17 protein-coding genes and 1 riboswitch are annotated in these 15,730 nt (G+C 68.6%); of the genes, 11 read left to right on the top strand and 6 right to left on the bottom strand.

Annotated features, from left to right (window positions below):
- The first annotated feature begins 122 nt into the window (after positions 1–122).
- Positions 123–1,010: a DMT family transporter gene (locus tag ACLSSQ_RS04505; protein ID WP_416243909.1), complete on the top strand. Its 888-nt coding sequence runs from the start codon at positions 123–125 to the stop codon at positions 1,008–1,010.
- A gap of 1 nt (position 1,011) precedes the next feature.
- On the opposite strand, the gene ACLSSQ_RS04500 is transcribed toward ACLSSQ_RS04505, so the two are convergent.
- Positions 1,012–1,494: a thioredoxin domain-containing protein gene (locus ACLSSQ_RS04500; RefSeq protein WP_416243908.1), complete on the bottom strand. Its 483-nt coding sequence runs from the start codon at positions 1,492–1,494 to the stop codon at positions 1,012–1,014.
- A 125-nt stretch (positions 1,495–1,619) separates the two neighbouring features.
- Positions 1,620–1,724: riboswitch (glycine riboswitch) on the top strand.
- Between the two features lie 265 nt (positions 1,725–1,989).
- On the opposite strand from ACLSSQ_RS04500, the gene ACLSSQ_RS04495 reads away from it, so the two are divergent.
- Positions 1,990–2,604, top strand: coding sequence for a trimeric intracellular cation channel family protein (locus ACLSSQ_RS04495; RefSeq protein ID WP_014235141.1), 615 nt, complete (start codon positions 1,990–1,992; stop codon positions 2,602–2,604).
- A gap of 134 nt (positions 2,605–2,738) precedes the next feature.
- A complete protein-coding gene (locus ACLSSQ_RS04490) occupies positions 2,739–3,170 on the top strand; it encodes a cyclic nucleotide-binding/CBS domain-containing protein (protein ID WP_014235142.1) in 432 nt (143 codons plus the stop codon).
- 39 nt (positions 3,171–3,209) lie between these two features.
- On the opposite strand, the gene ACLSSQ_RS04485 is transcribed toward ACLSSQ_RS04490, so the two are convergent.
- A complete protein-coding gene (locus ACLSSQ_RS04485; RefSeq protein ID WP_416243906.1) occupies positions 3,210–4,118 on the bottom strand; it encodes a LysR family transcriptional regulator in 909 nt (302 codons plus the stop codon).
- Between the two features lie 139 nt (positions 4,119–4,257).
- Between ACLSSQ_RS04485 and ACLSSQ_RS04480 the strand changes: the two genes are divergently transcribed.
- From ACLSSQ_RS04480 to aceB, 3 genes are read left to right on the top strand one after another with little or no spacing between them, the layout of a single operon-like run.
- Complete coding sequence (locus tag ACLSSQ_RS04480) at positions 4,258–4,947, top strand: haloacid dehalogenase type II (RefSeq protein WP_416243905.1); 690 nt, start codon at positions 4,258–4,260, stop codon at positions 4,945–4,947.
- Positions 4,947–5,732: a sulfite exporter TauE/SafE family protein gene (locus ACLSSQ_RS04475; RefSeq protein WP_014235145.1), complete on the top strand. Its 786-nt coding sequence runs from the start codon at positions 4,947–4,949 to the stop codon at positions 5,730–5,732. The genes ACLSSQ_RS04480 and ACLSSQ_RS04475 overlap by 1 nt, the downstream gene beginning before the upstream one ends.
- Before the next feature lie 52 nt (positions 5,733–5,784).
- The gene (gene aceB, locus ACLSSQ_RS04470; RefSeq protein WP_416243904.1) at positions 5,785–7,383 is read left to right on the top strand and encodes a malate synthase A; all 1,599 of its coding nucleotides are present in this window, start codon (positions 5,785–5,787) and stop codon (positions 7,381–7,383) included.
- Positions 7,384–7,492: 109 nt separating this feature from the next.
- Here aceB and ACLSSQ_RS04465 read toward each other — a convergent pair whose 3' ends face one another.
- Positions 7,493–8,293 (bottom strand): TIGR01458 family HAD-type hydrolase, encoded by an 801-nt coding sequence (locus tag ACLSSQ_RS04465; RefSeq protein ID WP_416243903.1) that lies wholly within the window; start codon positions 8,291–8,293, stop codon positions 7,493–7,495.
- Positions 8,286–8,519: a DUF2789 domain-containing protein gene (locus ACLSSQ_RS04460; protein WP_014235148.1), complete on the bottom strand. Its 234-nt coding sequence runs from the start codon at positions 8,517–8,519 to the stop codon at positions 8,286–8,288. Before ACLSSQ_RS04460 ends, ACLSSQ_RS04465 begins: the two co-directional genes overlap by 8 nt.
- Positions 8,520–8,628: 109 nt before the next feature.
- Here ACLSSQ_RS04460 and ACLSSQ_RS04455 point away from each other — a divergent pair, with 109 nt between their 5' ends.
- The 3 genes from ACLSSQ_RS04455 to ACLSSQ_RS04445 all read left to right on the top strand — a co-directional run bounded on the left by ACLSSQ_RS04455 (position 8,629) and on the right by ACLSSQ_RS04445 (position 11,603).
- Positions 8,629–9,567, top strand: coding sequence for a nucleoside recognition family protein (locus ACLSSQ_RS04455; protein ID WP_416243902.1), 939 nt, complete (start codon positions 8,629–8,631; stop codon positions 9,565–9,567).
- 245 nt (positions 9,568–9,812) lie between these two features.
- The gene (locus ACLSSQ_RS04450) at positions 9,813–11,003 is read left to right on the top strand and encodes an acetylornithine transaminase (RefSeq protein WP_416243901.1); all 1,191 of its coding nucleotides are present in this window, start codon (positions 9,813–9,815) and stop codon (positions 11,001–11,003) included.
- Positions 11,004–11,156: 153 nt separating this feature from the next.
- A complete protein-coding gene (locus ACLSSQ_RS04445) occupies positions 11,157–11,603 on the top strand; it encodes a c-type cytochrome (protein ID WP_130459083.1) in 447 nt (148 codons plus the stop codon).
- A gap of 239 nt (positions 11,604–11,842) precedes the next feature.
- Here the strand turns inward: ACLSSQ_RS04445 and ACLSSQ_RS04440 are convergent, their stop codons facing one another.
- Both ACLSSQ_RS04440 and ACLSSQ_RS04435 read right to left on the bottom strand, forming a co-directional pair.
- A complete protein-coding gene (locus ACLSSQ_RS04440) occupies positions 11,843–12,919 on the bottom strand; it encodes a hypothetical protein (RefSeq protein ID WP_416243900.1) in 1,077 nt (358 codons plus the stop codon).
- A gap of 129 nt (positions 12,920–13,048) precedes the next feature.
- Complete coding sequence (locus ACLSSQ_RS04435) at positions 13,049–14,335, bottom strand: hemolysin family protein (RefSeq protein WP_416243899.1); 1,287 nt, start codon at positions 14,333–14,335, stop codon at positions 13,049–13,051.
- A 214-nt stretch (positions 14,336–14,549) separates the two neighbouring features.
- Here ACLSSQ_RS04435 and ACLSSQ_RS04430 point away from each other — a divergent pair, with 214 nt between their 5' ends.
- Both ACLSSQ_RS04430 and ACLSSQ_RS04425 read left to right on the top strand, forming a co-directional pair.
- Entirely contained in the window at positions 14,550–14,912 is a 363-nt protein-coding gene (locus ACLSSQ_RS04430; protein WP_416243898.1) for a CidA/LrgA family protein, read from the top strand.
- Positions 14,909–15,664, top strand: a complete 756-nt coding sequence (locus ACLSSQ_RS04425) for an LrgB family protein (protein ID WP_152089749.1) — start codon at positions 14,909–14,911, stop codon at positions 15,662–15,664. The genes ACLSSQ_RS04430 and ACLSSQ_RS04425 overlap by 4 nt, the downstream gene beginning before the upstream one ends.
- Positions 15,665–15,730 lie beyond the last annotated feature (66 nt).

Below are 15,730 nucleotides of genomic sequence, written 5' to 3'. Positions count from 1 at the left end.
TTGGGGAACAGGCCGACACCCACAAGGTGTCGGCTTTTTTTATGTGCTGTCACAAAAAGGCCCATGACAGAAGCGGGCCTGCAGGCAAGAATGGCGGCTCCTTCCGCCTTCGCCCCCAGGCCATGAACGCCGCCAGCCTCGCCCGACTGCTCCTGCTCGCCGCCATCTGGGGCGCCTCCTTCCTCTTCCTGCGCCTCACCGTGCCAGCCTTCGGCACCGTGTGGGCGGTGGAAGTGCGGGTAATCCTGGCCGCCGCCAGCCTCACCCTGTTCGCCTGGTGGAGCGGCGAGGCCCTGCAGTGGCGCCGGCACTGGCGCCAGTACCTGATCATCGGCCTGTGCAACTCGGCCCTGCCCTTCCTGCTCTTCGCCTATGCCGCCCAGAGCCTGGGAGCCGGCCTGCTCTCCATCCTCAACTCCACCTCGCCCCTCTTCGCCGTCATCATCGGCGCCCTGTGGCTGCGCCAGCCCATCCGCGCCGTAACCGTGGCCGGCCTACTGCTGGGCCTGGGGGGCGTGGCCGTGCTGGCCTGGGACGGGCTGCAGAGCAGCGGCAGTCCCGATGCCTGGCTGCCCATGCTGGCCGCCGCCCTGGCGCCTTCCGCCTACGCCTTCGCCAGCGTGTACAGCCGACACCACGGCCAGGGCATCACGCCCCTGGCCACCACCCAGGGCAGCATGATCTGCGCCGCCCTGCTGGTGCTGCCCCTGGCCGCGCCCCAGGGCCTGCCGGCGGCGGCCACTCCCACCGCCTGGGGCGCCCTGCTGGGCCTGGCGGTGTTGTGCACGGCCTGGGCCTACCAGCTCTATTTCCGGCTGGTGCACGAAGTGGGCCCCTTGGGCGCCCTCTCGGTGACCTTCCTCATTCCGGTGTTCGGCGTGTTGTGGGGGGTGTTGCTGCTGGGAGAAAAGCTGGGCGCCCACCTGCTACTGGGCGGCAGCCTGGTGCTGCTGGGCACGGCCCTGGCCAACGGCCTGCTGAAGTGGCCGCGGCTGGCCCGCCCGGCCTAGATCAGCGGCTAGCGCGGCGCGCCACGGCGCCGGCCAGGGCCAGGATTTCATCGCCTTCGTCGGCGGAAAAACCCTCCGGCAGGGCCGGCCGGCCGTCACCAGCCAGGGCGGCGGCGACGGAACGCCCCAGGATGGTGCCGTCCGGCAGAATGGGACCGAAGAAGCGCAGTTCGCCGCCCCGGATCACCGCCAGGGTGGGAAAGGTTTCCACGTCCAGGCTGGGCAGGGCGTCCGCCGCATCCTCGATGTCGATCCAGGCCCAGGCGCCCTCATGGCCCGCCGCGGCGGCCGCCGTGGCGGCCTCGAAGCCCCGGCAGACGCCGCACCAGGCAGCGCAGAGCACCAGCACCACCGGCGCTGCCGGCGCCCCATCGGCAGCGTCGGGCCATTGCAGGTCGGCAAAGCGCAACAGGGAAGCGGGGGACTGGGACATGGCGGCAGAGGCCGCCGCAGCGGCCGCGAAGTGGGCGGGGAAGGCGGCCATTGTGCGCCAATCCCGCCGCCCGGGGGAATGGGTGGCGCGGGAAAAGGTGGGGAACCGGGCGCCGGATCACGGATAGCAGGCCCTGCCGCCCGGCATTGCCAAGGCGGCCCCGGGCGCGGATAATCCGCCCTCCCGCAGGAGAGAGGGGCCCATGCCGCAACCGGCGCCAGGCCTCCGCCGAAGGCGCAAGCTCCCATAATCGCTCAGGCACCAGGAACTGCGGGTTTCGTATTTGCCGTCTGGAGAGCGGCCGGCCGCAACGCGGCGCGGCCCACCGAAGGGGCTAAGCCGGCGCCGTGGGGCGCAGGCCGAAACTCTCAGGTACAAGGACAGGGGGAGAGGCGCATCCGGCAAGGGTCTTCAGCATGGCCTGCCGCCGGACCTTATCTGTAAAGGCGCTTCCGTCATGCCCTGCCACGCCCCAATACCGGCGCACCTGCCGGCCTATTCCCTTTGCTTTGTCGCATCCTGCCTGCCTCTGCGGGGAGGTGTGCCGTGCTGATCACCATCTACCTCATCGCCATCACCGCCGAGGCCATGTCCGGCGCCCTGGCCGCCGGCCGGCGCAACATGGACATCTTCGGCGTCGCCTTCATCGCCTTCGTCACCGCCCTGGGCGGCGGCACCATCCGCGACATGGTGCTGGGCCACTTCCCCATCGGCTGGACCCAGCATCCGCCCTACATCTACCTGGTCATTTCCGCCGGCCTGGTGACCACCCTCTTCGCCCGCTTCATGCACCACCTGAAGACCGTCTTCCTGGTGCTGGACGCCCTTGGCCTCATCGCCTTTTCCCTGATCGGCTGCGAAGTGGCCCTGGGCATGGGCTACGCCCCGGTGGTGGTGATCATGGCCGGCATGATCACCGGCATCTTCGGCGGCATCCTGCGGGACGTGCTGTGCAACCAGGTGCCGGTGGTGTTCCGCCAGGAGCTGTACGCCAGCGTCTCCCTGGCCGTGTGCAGCCTCTACCTGGTGCTGCGGGACCTGGGCCTGGGCACGGAGGCCAACACCCTGATCAGCTTCGGCCTGGGCCTGGCCCTGCGCCTCTGCGCCATCTGGCGCGGCTGGAAGCTGCCGACCTTCTCCTACCGCCAGCGCTGGGACTGATGCCGGCGCGGCCCCGGGAAATCCCCGGGGCTCGCCGATCGATTCTTTTGATGGCCGGAAACCGGCCCCGGGCCGCCGGGTCCATCCCTCATCGCCGGGCTTGACCCACCACAACAACGATGAGGAGACCCACCATGCCCCACCGCAGCATTGCCCACATCATCAGCCAGCAGACCCCGGTCACCGCAACCGCCGACCTTACCGTGCGGGAGGCCTGCCAGCGCATGGCCGCCGCCAGGGTCGGCGCCCTGCTGGTGGTGGAACACGGCTTTCTCACCGGCATCTTCACCGAGCGGGACGCCCTCAACCGGGTCCTGGCCCCGGGGCTGGACCCGGAGCACACCCTGCTGTCCGAGGTGATGACCGCCAATCCCCGCGCCGTGCCGCCGGAAAAGCCCCTCTCCTACGCCCTGCACCTGATGCACATCGGCGGCTACCGCCACATGCCGGTGGTGCAGGCGGGGCGCCCCCTGGGCATGGTCTCGGTGCGGGACGCCCTGGGGGCGGAAATCTGCGATTTCGAGCGGGACCTGGAATCCCTGGAAAAGATCGCCACCGCCCTGTAGGCCCCGCCGGCCCCGGACTACCAGGCAGGTGCCGACGCCTCAGGCCGGCGTCTGCCAGTAGCCCGGGTTGCCGTAGGTGTTCTTGAGGAAGTCGATGAACAGCCGCACCCGCAACGGCAGATGGCGGCGCTGGGGAAAGACGGCATAGATGCCCACCGGCGGCGCCGCCCATTCGTCCAGCAGGGACACCAGCCGGCCCGCCGCCAGATCCTCCCCCACCTCCCACACCGAACGCCAGGCCAGGCCGTAGCCGGCCAGGGCCCATTCGTGCAGCACGGCGCCGTCGTTGCACTCCAGGGTGCCCGCCACCTTCAGCACCAGGCTCTCCCCTGCCTTCTCCGGATGGCGGAAGGTCCAGCCCCGCTGCTGGCCGAGGGACAGGCAGTTGTGCCCTACCAGGTCCTCCAGGGCCCGGGGCGTGCCGTGCCGCGCCAGGTAGGCGGGGCTGGCCACCACCACCCGCCGCATGTCCCCCAGCTTCAGGCTCACCAGGCTGGAATCGCTCAGTTCGCCGATGCGCACCGAGAGGTCGATGGCCTCGTTCACCAGATCCACCAGGCGGTCCGTCAGGTCCAGGTTCACCGTCACTTCCGGATTGCCGGAAAGGAAGTCGGCCACCAGGGGTGCCACGTGCTTGCGCCCGAAGCCGGCCGGGGCCGAGACCTTGAGGTGGCCGCTGGCCTTGACCCCGCCCAGGCTGACCGAGGCTTCGGCATTGGCCAGGTCGTTGAGGATGCGCTGGCAGTCCTCCAGGAAAGCGCTGCCCTCGAAGGTGAGGGACAGCTTGCGCGTGGTGCGCACCATCAGCTTCACCCCCAGGCGGGCCTCCAGGGCGTCCAGGCGGCGGCCGATGATGGCCGGCGTCACCCCTTCCTGGGCCGCGGCAGCGGAGAGGCTGCCCTTGGCGGCCACGTTCACGAAGGCGTTGATTTGCTTGAAGGCATCCATACGATTACATACTTAAAGTAAAAGATCATTCGCCGCAATCCTAGCTTATCTTTTACCTCGAGCAACAATAAACTGCGATGCGTAGGCTGATCCATAATCTCCGGATCGACCCGCAAACCCCAAGTCCGACAGAGAAAAAATGACCGCCCCCTGCCCGATCAAAGCCATCGCCTTCGACGCCTACGGAACGCTGTTCGACGTCTATTCCGTCGGCGCCCTGGCCGAGCAGCTTTTCCCGGGCAAGGGGGTGGCGCTCGCCGCCCTGTGGCGCGACAAGCAGATCGAATACAGCCGCATCCGCAGCATGAGCGGCCGCTACAAGCCCTTCTGGGAAGTCACCCAGGACGCCCTCATCTATGCCGGCGCCGCCATCGGCGTGACCATGGGCGAAACGGAACGGGGCCGGCTGATGAGCCAATACGCCTGCCTCTCCGCCTTCCCGGAAAACCTGCCGGCCCTCAAGGAACTGAAGACCCTGGGCCTGCCCCTGGCCATCCTCTCCAACGGCACCCGGGCCATGCTCGACATCGCCGTCAAGAGCAGCGGCATGGGCGGCATCTTCGACCACATCCTGTCCGTCGAGATGGTGCAGAAATTCAAGACGGACCCCGAGGTGTACCAGCTGGGACCCGACGCCTTCGACCTGCCGGCCCGGGAAATCCTCTTCGTCTCGGCCAACAGCTGGGATGCCTGTGCCGCCACCTGGTTCGGCTACACCACCTTCTGGATCAACCGTACCGGCCAGCCGCCGGAGCAGCTCAACGTCAGCCCCACGGCCAGCGGCCATCGTCTCTCCGACGTGGTGACCTTCGTGCGGGAGAACCAGTGATGGAACTCCTCACCATTGCCCTGGTGGGCGGCGGCGCCTTTCTCGCCGGCGGCATGAACGCCATGGCCGGCGGCGGCACCTTCTTCTCCTTCCCCGCCCTGCTCGCCGCCGGGGTGCCCCCGGTCACCGCCAACGCCAGCAACACCGTGGCCCTGTGGCCCGCCAGCCTGTCTTCCGCCTGGGCCTACCGGCGGGAGCTGCTGCGGCACAAGTCCTGGGTCATCCTGCTCACGGTGGTGGCCCTGATCGGCGGCCTCGCCGGCGGCCTGCTGCTGCTGGCCACCTCCAACGCCGCCTTCGCCAAGCTCATCCCCTGGCTGCTGCTCACCGCCACGGCCCTTTTCGCCTTTTCCGGCCAGGTCGCGAAGCTGGTGGCCTGGAGCAAGACCCGCCTGGGCCTCCAGGCCGATCCCGATGCCGGGCGCAGGAGCGTCGGTGGAACCCTCTTTCAGCTCGCCGTATCGATCTACGGCGGCTTTTTCGGTGCCGGCCAGGGCATCCTCATGCTCGCGGCCCTGTCGATCCAGGGCCTGGAGGACATGCAGGAGCTCAACGCCATCAAGAACTGGCTGTCGGCAATCAACTACACGGTGTCGGGCCTCACCTTCATCATCGCCGGAGCCATCAGCTGGCCCCACACGCTGCTGATGCTGGTGACCGCCATGGCCGGCGGCTACGCCGGCGCCGCCCTGGCCCGGCGCCTGCCGGCCCTGTGGCTGCGCCGCCTGGTGGTGGCCGTGGGCACCGTGCTGACCATCATCTACTTCGTCAAAACCTATTTCTGAAATTTCCCTTTTCCCGATTACGCGTTTTCAACGATTCAAACTAGGAGAGACCATGAGCCTGAACCTGCCCGCCGGTATGCAAATCACCGCTCCCATCCAGCCCCAGTACGAAAGCATCCTCACCCTGGAGGCCCTGGAGTTCGTCGCCAAGCTGCACCGCGCCTTCGAAGGCCGCCGCCAGGAACTGCTGAAGGCCCGCGTCGAGCGCCAGGCCCGCATCGATGCCGGCGAGATGCCCGACTTCCTGCCCGAGACCAAGCACATTCGCGAAGGCGACTGGAAGGTCGCCCCCCTGCCCGCCGCCCTGGAGCGTCGCCGCACCGAAATCACCGGCCCCGTCGAAGCCAAGATGATCATCAACGCCTTCAACTCCGGCGCTGATTCCTACATGACCGACTTCGAGGATTCCAACTCCCCCAACTGGGACAACCAGATCCAGGGTCAGGTCAACCTCTACCAGGCCATCCGCCGCCAGCTCTCCTTCAAGAACGAAGCCGGCAAGGAATACAAGCTCAACGACCAGATCGCCACCCTGCAGATCCGTCCCCGGGGCTGGCACCTGGATGAAAAGCACGTCCTGGTGGACGGCCAGCGCGTCGCCGGCGGCATCTTCGACTTCGCCCTGGTCTTCTTCCACAACGCCAAGGAACAGATCGCCCGCGGCGCCGGCCCCTTCTACTACCTGCCGAAGATGGAATCCCATCTGGAAGCCCGCCTGTGGAACGACATCTTCGTCATGGCCCAGGACCACATCGGCCTGCCCCAAGGCACCATCAAGGCCACCGTGCTGGTGGAAACCATCCTCGCCACCTTCGAGATGGAAGAGATCCTCTACGAACTGCGCAACCACTCTGCCGGCCTCAACGCCGGCCGTTGGGACTACATCTTCTCCTGCATCAAGAAATTCAAGAAGAACAAGGACTTCTGCCTGGCCCAGCGCGGCGTCATCACCATGGAAGTGCCCTTCATGCGCTCCTACGCCCTGGCCCTGGTGCAGGCCTGCCACAAGCGCGGCGCCCCCGCCATGGGCGGCATGAGCGCCCTGATCCCCATCAAGAACGACCCGGTGGCCAATGAGAAGGCCCTGGCCGGCATCCGCCACGACAAGGCCCGCGATGCCAAGGACGGCTTCGACGGCGGCTGGGTGGCCCACCCCGGTCTGGTTTCCATCGCCCACGAAGAGTTCGTCAAGGTCCTGGGCGACAAGCCCAACCAGTGGGAAAAGCAGGTGGAAGGCTCCTTCGGCCCCAAGGACTGGCTCAACTTCCAGCCCGAGCAGCCCATCACCGAAGCCGGCCTGCGCAACAACATCAACGTCGGTATCCACTACCTGGGTTCCTGGCTGGCCGGCAACGGCTGCGTGCCCATCCACAACCTGATGGAAGATGCGGCCACCGCCGAAATCTCCCGCTCCCAGGTGTGGCAGTGGGTGGTCTCTCCCAAGGGCATCCTGGACGACGGCCGCAAGGTCACCGTGGAAATGGTGCGCCCCATGATCGCCGAGGAACTGGCCAAGGTGAAGGCCACCGTTGCAGCCCAGGGCGAAGACACCGCCACCTACGACCAGGCCGCCGTGATCTTCGACAAGATGAGTCTGACCCCGGACTATCCGGAGTTCCTCACCCTGCCGCTGTACGAAGCCATGGCCTAAGCCAGGTCGGCTACCCGCCACAAAAAGCCCCGGGAAACCGGGGCTTTTTTTTCAGACTGGGGGCAGGCGTGCGCTACCTAAATTGGTCATGTGCCGAAGTCGCCCCCGCCTAATGTCCCAGCAACAGCGCCACCGCCGCGGCAAAATCGTCCACCACCCGGGCGGCCCGGATGTCGCCGGCGCTTTCATCCGCCGGGCGGAACTTGCCGGTGCGCACCAGCACCCCAGGAATACCCACGGCCTGGGCGCCACCGATGTCGTCCCTCAGGTCGTCGCCGATCAGCACCGCCTCGCCGGGAGCCACGCCCAGTTCGGCCAGGGCGCCGAGGAAGAAGGGCGCCGCCGGCTTGCCCACCACTTCGGCCCGCACCCCGGCCCCGTATTCCAGGGCGGCGACGAAGGCCCCCAGGTCCAGGGTCAGGCCGTCCGGTTCCTGGAAATAGCGGTTGCGGGCCATGGCGATCAGGGGGCAACCGACCTGCAGCAGGCGGAAGGCCCGGTTGAGGGCATCGAAGGTGAAATGTTCTCCCGCATCCCCCAGCACCACTGCGTCCGGCTCGGGGTGGCTGGGACCCACCTCGTCGGCAATGGCCGGATGCACCAGGTAGTGGGGATGCAGCCCCCGCTGGCGCACCAGCTGGGCCGTGGCCCGCACCGCCGTCTGGATTTCATCCGGCGCCACGGACAGGCCCATGGAGTGCAGCAACTGCACCAGGGCCTGGCGCGGCGACCGGGTGGTATTGGTGAGAAAGCGCAGGGGCAGGCCACTGGCCCGCAGGCGCTGCAAAGCGGCGGCAGCGCCGGGCACGGGGCGGTCGCCCACGTGCAGCACTCCGGCCAGGTCAATCAGCACGGCCCGGGGCTTTTGCGGCAGGGGCGGAGCCGACGGTACGGGATCGGGCTCAGCCATGGAAGCGGGCATTGAGTTCGTCCACCACCTCGGCCCAGTCCGCGTCCTCCAGGATTTCCTCCCGCAGGAAGGCGGCCTGGGAGGGCGTCCAGAAGGGCGCGTCGGCCAGCAGCACATTTTCCGGCAGGGGGCCGTGCTGCTCGATGAAGCGGTTGATGGAGAGCCCGTCGGCCGGCAGGCCGAGCTGGGCGAAGAGATTGCTCATGGTCGGGGTAGGGAAGTCCATGCTTGACCTCCAGTTGGTAATGACGAGAAGCTAGCGGCTGCACCTACAACTATAGAACCCCGGACGGCGGCGAAGTTCACCCGCGGCCGAGCCGGGACCAAAAATCCCCATGGAAATCCTCGTCGACATCATCCTCAAGGCCGGCCGCTCCGCCGTCGAACTGTCCCTTTTCGTCCTGCTGCCGGTGATGGTGGTGATGCTCTCCCTGATGCGCCTGCTGGAGGCCCGGGGCGTGGTGGACAAGGTGGTGGCCTGGCTGGCCCCGGCCCTGAAACCCTTCGGCCTCACCGGCCTGGGGGTGTTCGCCGCCCTGCAGATCAACTTCGTCAGCTTCGCCGCCCCCATGGCCACCCTTTCCATGATGGAGCAGCGGGGCGTCTCCAACCGCCACATCGCCGCCACCCTGGCCATGGTCTTCGCCATGTCCCAGGCCAATGCCGCCTTTCCCATGATGACCATGGGCCTCAACTTCGGCACCACCCTGACCTTTTCCCTCCTCGGCGGCCTGGTGGCCGCGGCGGCCACCTACTACCTCTTCGGCCGCGGCCTCTCGGCGGAGGAGGCGCGGCTGGACGAAACCCTGCACCACCCGGTGGCGGAAGACGCCAAGGGCGTGCTCGACGTCATCAACCGAGCCGGGGCCGAGGCCTTCAAGATCGCCGTGGGCGCCATTCCCATGCTGGTGCTGTCCCTGGTGGCGGTCACCGCCCTGAAGCGCTTCGGCGCCATCGACCTGCTGACCCAGTGGCTGACCCCGCTGCTGGCCCTGGCGGCCATCGACCCGGTGCTGATCCTGCCCAGCCTGACCAAGATCCTGGCCGGCGGCACCGCCATGATGGGGGTGATGGACGACATGCGGCGCAGCGGCCAGGTCAGCGCCGAACTGCTCAACGCCAGCGCCGGCTGGCTGATCCATCCCTTCGACGTGCCCGGGGTGGCGGTGATCATCTCCGCCGGCCGCCGCGTCGCCGCCGTATGGAAGCCGGCAGCCCTGGGCGCCTGCGTCGGCATCGGCGTACGCACCCTGGGCCACATCCTGGCCGCCTAGGGCCCCAATGACACACTGTTACGAAAAATTCACGCCGGGCCCGCGCCGGCTGTGGCAAAGTTGCGCCATGGACCTCCTGACCCACACCTGTTCCGCCTCCCGACGCAGCCGGCATTTCGCCCGGTCGCCGTCGCTCGTCCCCAGGTAAGGCAGCATCCCCGAAGTCCTCCGACTTCCCTACCCAAAGGCCACGGCAACCCCGTGGCCTTTTTGTTTTTTCACCATCCCGCAAGGAGAAAGAAGCAATGGAAACACCCTTCGCCGCCGCCCCTGCCGCCAACGCCCTGATGTGGATCACCCAGCGCCCCCAGCTGGTCTTCGCCGAAGGGCGCGGCTCCTGGCTGGTGGACCAGCAGGGCAAGCGCTATCTGGACTTCGTCCAGGGCTGGGCGGTGAACTGCCTGGGCCACGGCCATCCGGCCATCGTCGAGGCCCTGGCGAGCCAGGCCCGCAAGCTGATCAACCCCAGCCCGGCCTTCTACAACAAGCCCAGCCTGAAGCTGGCTGCCGGCCTGGCCGCCCACTCCTGTTTCGACCGGGTCTTCTTCGCCAGCACCGGGGCCGAGGCCAACGAGGGCGCCATCAAGCTGGCGCGCAAGTGGGGGCAGAAGCACAAGGGCGGCGCCCACGAGATCATCACCTTCGCCGGCGGCTTCCACGGCCGCACCCTGGCCACCATGTCGGCCTCCGGCAAGCCGGGCTGGGACACCCTGTTCGCGCCCCAGGTGCCGGGCTTTCCCAAGGCCCAGCTGAACGACCTGGATTCGGTGGCTGCCCTCATCAACGAGCGCACCGTGGCCATCATGCTGGAGCCGATCCAGGGCGAAGGCGGGGTGGTGCCGGCCAGTGTGGAATTCCTGCAACTGTTGCGGCAGATCTGCGACGACCGGGGCCTGCTGCTGATCGTGGACGAGGTGCAGACCGGCATGGGCCGCACCGGCAAGCTCTTCGCCCACCAGCACGCCGGCATCGAGCCGGACATCATGACCCTGGGCAAGGGCATCGGCGGCGGCGTGCCCCTCTCGGCCCTGCTGGCCAAGGAATCGGTCTGCTGCTTCGAGGCCGGCGACCAGGGTGGCACCTACAACGGCAATCCGCTGATGACCGCCGTCGGCGTCGCCGTGCTGGAAGTGCTGACGGCCCCCGGCTTCCTCGATGAGGTGGCGGCCAAGGGCGAGTACCTGGGCGCCGGATTGCAGCGTCTCTCCGACCGGCTCGGTCTCCGGGGCGAACGGGGCGAGGGCCTGCTGCGGGCCCTGCTGCTGGCCGACGAGCGGGGCCCGGCCATCGTCGAGGCGGCCCGGGAGCGGGGCCCCGAGGGTCTGCTGCTCAACGCGCCGCGGCCCCACCTGCTGCGCTTCATGCCGTCCCTGACGGTGAGCCGGGAGGAGATCGACCAGATGCTGGCCTGGCTGGAGGAACTGCTGCGGGCCTGAGGCGGCCCAAGCCCTGTCCGGCCGCCCCAAGCGGCCGGACCAACTCTGTTACAGGCAGGCCCGCCCGTCCCCGGCATAATGCCGCCCTGAGCCGTCCCATCCCGTGCCGCACCGCGGCGCCTGCCCAACCCCAGCCCAACGCCCGGAACACCGATGCGCAAAAAAATCCTGCTTCTCTCCCTGGCCCTGCCCCTGCTGCTCACCGCCTGCGGCGAGCCGGCCGACACCCATCCGGACAAGCCCGTGACCCAGCGCCGGGCAGCCTTCAACACCATCCTCAAGGCCTTCGAGCCCATGGGCATGATGCTGCGGGACAAGCGCTACGACGCCGACGCCTTCCTGCAATCGGCGGAAAAGCTGGAGGCGGCCAAGGAAGGGCCGTGGCGCCATTTCACCGCCGACAGCAACTACCCGCCGACCAAGGCCACGGACAAGGTGTGGAGCGAGGCGGCCCAGTTCGAAACGGAACGCCAGGGCTTCCTCGCCGCCACCGGCAAGCTGCTGGAAGCAGCCCGCAGCAAGGACGAAGCCAAGGTGCGCCCGGCCTACGAGGCGGTGCACGACGCCTGCCGCAGCTGCCACAAAACCTTCAAGAAGTGATGCCCGGGGGCCGGTGGAAACCGGCCCGCTTGCTTCCGCGGGGCTCCCAAAAACCCGCTTCGCTCCGCATTTTTCTGGCTTAGCCCAGTGCCCGACGCTGCATTCGCCGCTGCCTGAGGCCAGGGCGAACGCTACTCCTTTCCCCGCGCCTGACGGCGCTGCCGCTGTTCCTGCGACACGGCTATCGTTACCGCCATTGCCTGCCCTGCCATCCAGGCAGGGAGCCATTCTTCAGAGACTCATTCGCCACTGCGGCGCCGGCGCCAGGCCTCCAACAGGGGGCGGCTGCGGCCGTTGCCCGGTGCCGCCTCCACGGCAGGCCCGGCCGCGAGCGGCGTCCCGTCTGCCTGGGAGGCCGGGCCGTCCTGCACTTCGCCGCTGACCCAGGCCCGGCGCAGGGCGGCGCCGCAGCGGGCGCTGGCCACCCCGGCGGCCCGTTCCAGGGCCTGCCGGGCCAGGATGCCGTAGAGCTGCCGGTCGGCGCTGATCCAGGGATAGAAGCCGAAGGCGCCGGCGCTGGAAAAGGCGCCGTCGTCTCCCGGGCCGTCCTCCACCCAGTGGTGCAGGCTGTAATGCCAGGGCCGGGGCACCGGGCTGCGCACCGCCCCGGAACAGCTGCCCGGCTGGGTGCACACCGCCTTGGCGCCGAGCAGGCGGCCCAGTTGCAGGTCGCCGCCCATGAGTCCCCGCAGGAAGGCGGCATAGCCGTTGGCGGAGGCGGCCATGCCGCCGGCGGGCTGGGGACTGCGATAGTCGATGCCGGCCGCCGTCGGCAGCACCCGGTGCAGGTCCCGGTTGAGGGCGGCCAGGTCCAGCTCGCCCAGGCCCAGGGCCACTGCCAGTTTCTGGGCGTGGCCGCCGCCGTAGCTGAAATGGCCGACGTGGGCCGGGTCCCGCCCCCCGTTGTCGCCCTGGGCGAGGCATTCGGCCACTGTCTTGCTGCGCACGCAGGAGCGGTGCTGCAGGCGGTCGTCGCCGGCCTGCATCTGCAGGGCCTGCACCGCCTGGGGCGGCAGGCGGCCGTCGTAACGCTCCGCCGCATAGGCGCCGAACACCCATTTGGAGGCGGAGGCGATGGGCATCACCGTGTCGGCGCCGATCTGACGTCCCCCCGGGCGGCCGCGGCTGCCCCGGGCCAGGGGGCCGCGGCGGTCGCCGATTTCCCAGTAGAAACTGCCCAGGCCCCGGCACAGGGGCGAGCGGTCCAGGGTCTGCTCCACGGCGGCGCGGCGGCTGTCCGCATGGGCCGCCCAGGCGCCGGCGGCCGCGGCCAGCCAGCAGGGCAGGAACAGGAGGTGGCGGGGGCGGAAGGTCATGGCGCGGCACCGGGGAAGAAGGAAGATGCCGTCAGGATAAGGGGCCGCCGATGGGGCATGGGTAAGCAGGTGTAAGCAATTGCAAACCCCGGCGGCGTCTGCCGCCGGGTTCGCCTTGCCGGCCCGGGTTCAAGGCTCCAGGCGCTTGGCCAGGACTTCGTCCACCCGGTTCTTTTCCATGTCCATGACCTCGAAGCGCCAGCCGGCCCACTCGAAGGATTCGGTCTTCTTGGGGATGCGCCCCAGCTGGTACACCACGAAGCCGCCGACGGTGTGGTAGTTGCCCAGCTCCTCTTCCGGCAGCTCGGCCAGGCCCAGCAGTTCCTTCAGCTCGTCGATGGGCAGCAGGCCGTCCAGCAGCCAGCTGCCGTCGCTGCGCTGCAGGGCCATGGGCGCCTCGACGGCGCCGGAGAGGACGTCGCCCACCACGGTGCCCATGAGATCGGAGAGGGTCACCAGGCCCTCGGTGCCGCCAAATTCATTCACCACCAGGGCGATCTGGGTCTGGTTGGCCTTGAAGAATTCCAGCAGGCCGATCAGGGAGAGGCTGTTGGGCACGTAGAAGGGCGCGTTGGGGGACAGCTTGCCGAAATCCAGGCTGCCGTCCCGCAGCAGGGCCTGCAACAGTTCCCGGCCCTCGACGAAGCCCAGGGGATTGCCCAGGCCGCCCTTGCACACCAGGAAGCGGGACACGGCCCGCTCCTGCAGCACCTTCATGTTGGACTCCCGGGGCAGGGTCAGGTCCAGGTAGGCGATGCCGGTGGCCGGGGTCATGATGGCGCCGACCCGGCGGTTGTCGAGGCGGAAGACGTTGCCCAGGATTTCGCTCTCGGTCTGGTCCAGCACCCCTTCCTTGCGCCCGGATTCGATGAGGAAGCGGATCTCGTCCGCCGCCGAGGCCTCGGCCGAGCCCTTGCTGGGAAAGAGGTCGAGGATGCGGTCGGAAACCCAGGAGACGATCCACACCAGGGGCCGGGACAGGCGCAGCAGCCACACCACCGTACCGGCCAGGGCCACCGCCGTGGCCTCGGGCTTGGCCAGGGCCAGGCGCTTGGGCACCACCTCGCCGAAGACCAGGGTGAAGAAGGTGATCACCGTCACCACGCCGCCCAGGGCCAGGCCGTAGGCCAGGCTGTCGCCCAGGCCCAGGCTCTGCCGCAGCCATTCCTCGGCCCGGGGCACCCACAGGGATTCGCCGAAGACGCCGGAAAGCATGGCCAGGGCGGTGATGCCCAGCTGGGTGGTGGCCAGCAGGCGGCTGGGATGCTGGCGGAAGCGCAGCACCGTGCCGGCCCCCAGGGAGCCTTCTTCGGCCAGCATGGCCAGGTGGGAATTGCGGCTGGCGCCCACGGCCATTTCAGCCAGGGACAGCAGGCCGCTGCTCAATACGAGAAAAACCAGAATCCAGATATCCATGATGCCTCCAGGTGCCCGCAATCCTTGCTGGGGGCCGGTTGGCCGCCGGAGACGGGCACAACAGCGTCATTCTACCCCGGCCCGGCATCGGCGCCCGGGCCTGGCGGAGCACCATTCCCTACATAAAAGTATCGTATCCAAGAACTTTTAAGGTCTTAAAGATATTTACAGGCAGGAATACACTGGCGACCTTTCCCCATTTCCCGGAGGTGCCATGCTTGCCGCCCTCACCCAACTCCTGCTGTTCCAGCTGGCCGGCGAAGTCATCGCCCACGGTCTGGGCCTCGCCGTGCCCGGCCCCGTCATCGGCATGGTGCTGCTGTTCGCCTTCCTGGTGCTGCGCCAGGGGCCCGGCCACGACCTGCAGCACACCTCCCAGAACCTGCTCGCCCACCTCTCCCTGTTGTTCGTGCCCGCCGGCACCGGGGTCATGCTGCATCTGCACCGCCTGCAGGACGAGTGGCTGCCCATCCTGCTCTCCCTGCTGCTGAGCACCGCCGTCACCCTGGCCCTCACCGGCCTCCTGCTCAAGGCCCTGACACGTCGCGCCGCCCCCGGCGGGGAGACCCGGCCATGAGCGCGCCTCTCGCCACCGCCCTCGGCGCGCCCCTGGCCCAGATCTGGGTCTATCTCTCCGCCTCGCCCCTGCTGGGCCTCACCGTCACCCTGCTGGCCTACCAGGGCGCCTTCGCCCTCTACCGCAAGGCAAAGTTTCACCCGGCGGCCAATCCGGTGCTGCTGGCGGTGGCTTTCCTGGTGGCCCTGCTGGCCATCACCGGCACGCCCTACCAGACCTATTTCGACGGCGCCCAGTTCGTGCACTTCCTCCTCGGTCCGGCCACCGTGGCCCTGGCCATTCCCCTCTACGCCCAGATCAAGCGGGTCAAGGCCATGTTCTGGCCCATCCTCATCGCCCTGGTGGCGGGCTGCCTCACCGCCGCCCTCTCGGCCATGGCGGTGGGCAAGCTCTTCGGCGCCAGCCTGGCCACCCTGCTGTCCCTGGCGCCCAAGTCGGTGACCACGCCCATTGCCATGGGCATTGCCGAACGCACCGGCGGCCTGCCGTCCCTCACCGCGGTGCTGGTCATCACCACCGGCATCCTCGGCGCCGTGGGCGCCCGCTACCTGTTCGACGCCCTCAACATCAAGGATCACGCCGTGCGCGGCTTCGCCATCGGCATCGCCTCCCACGGCATCGGCACCGCCCGGGCCTTCCAGGTGAGCGAACAGTGCGGCGCCTTCGCCGCCCTGGCCATGGGCCTCAACGGCGCCCTCACCGCCCTGCTGCTGCCCGTGGTGCTGCCGTGGGTGAAGAGCTGGCTGGCCTGATGCCCTGAGGACCAGAAGGGATGCGGCTGCCGGCCATGGCACGGCGGGCATGCCCGTCCCTGCTGG

The organism is Azospira sp. APE16, from assembly GCF_047901315.1.
GTDB classification, from domain to species: Bacteria; Pseudomonadota; Gammaproteobacteria; order Burkholderiales; family Rhodocyclaceae; genus Azospira; species Azospira oryzae.
Note: the sequence above shows the minus strand (reverse complement) of the source record. Positions and strands in the feature narration are given on the sequence as shown.